Raw genomic sequence first — 318 nt, 5'->3', positions numbered from 1 at the left:
GCCCTGATGGCTGCGATGCTGGCCGGCTGCGCCAGCGGCAACGGAGGCTCGACCGGCAGCGACGGCAACGTCGGCGCCAGCGACCCCAAGCCAACCGAAAACGGCGGCTCGGCAAGCGCCAAGCCGATCAAGCTGGAGATTATCGAGAACGGCAACAACCTGCCCTCGCCCGACAAGGATCAGATCAAGCAGGAGCTCGACAAGGCGCTTAACATCGACCTGTCGCTCACGGTCTATCCGTCCGGCGACGACTACACCAACCAATTGAACGTGCGGATGGCCTCCGGCAACTTTCCGGACCTGTTCATGGTGAGCCGA

1 pseudogene is annotated in these 318 nt (G+C 63.2%); it reads left to right on the top strand.

Annotated elements, in window-relative coordinates:
• Nucleotides 1-6 precede the first annotated feature (6 nt).
• Nucleotides 7-318: pseudogene (locus PA598K_RS32885) on the top strand (extracellular solute-binding protein); the annotation flags it as partial.

Origin of the sequence: Paenibacillus sp. 598K (assembly GCF_003851045.1) — a bacterium.
GTDB lineage: Bacteria > Bacillota > Bacilli > Paenibacillales > Paenibacillaceae > Paenibacillus_D.
Note: the sequence above shows the minus strand (reverse complement) of the source record. Positions and strands in the feature narration are given on the sequence as shown.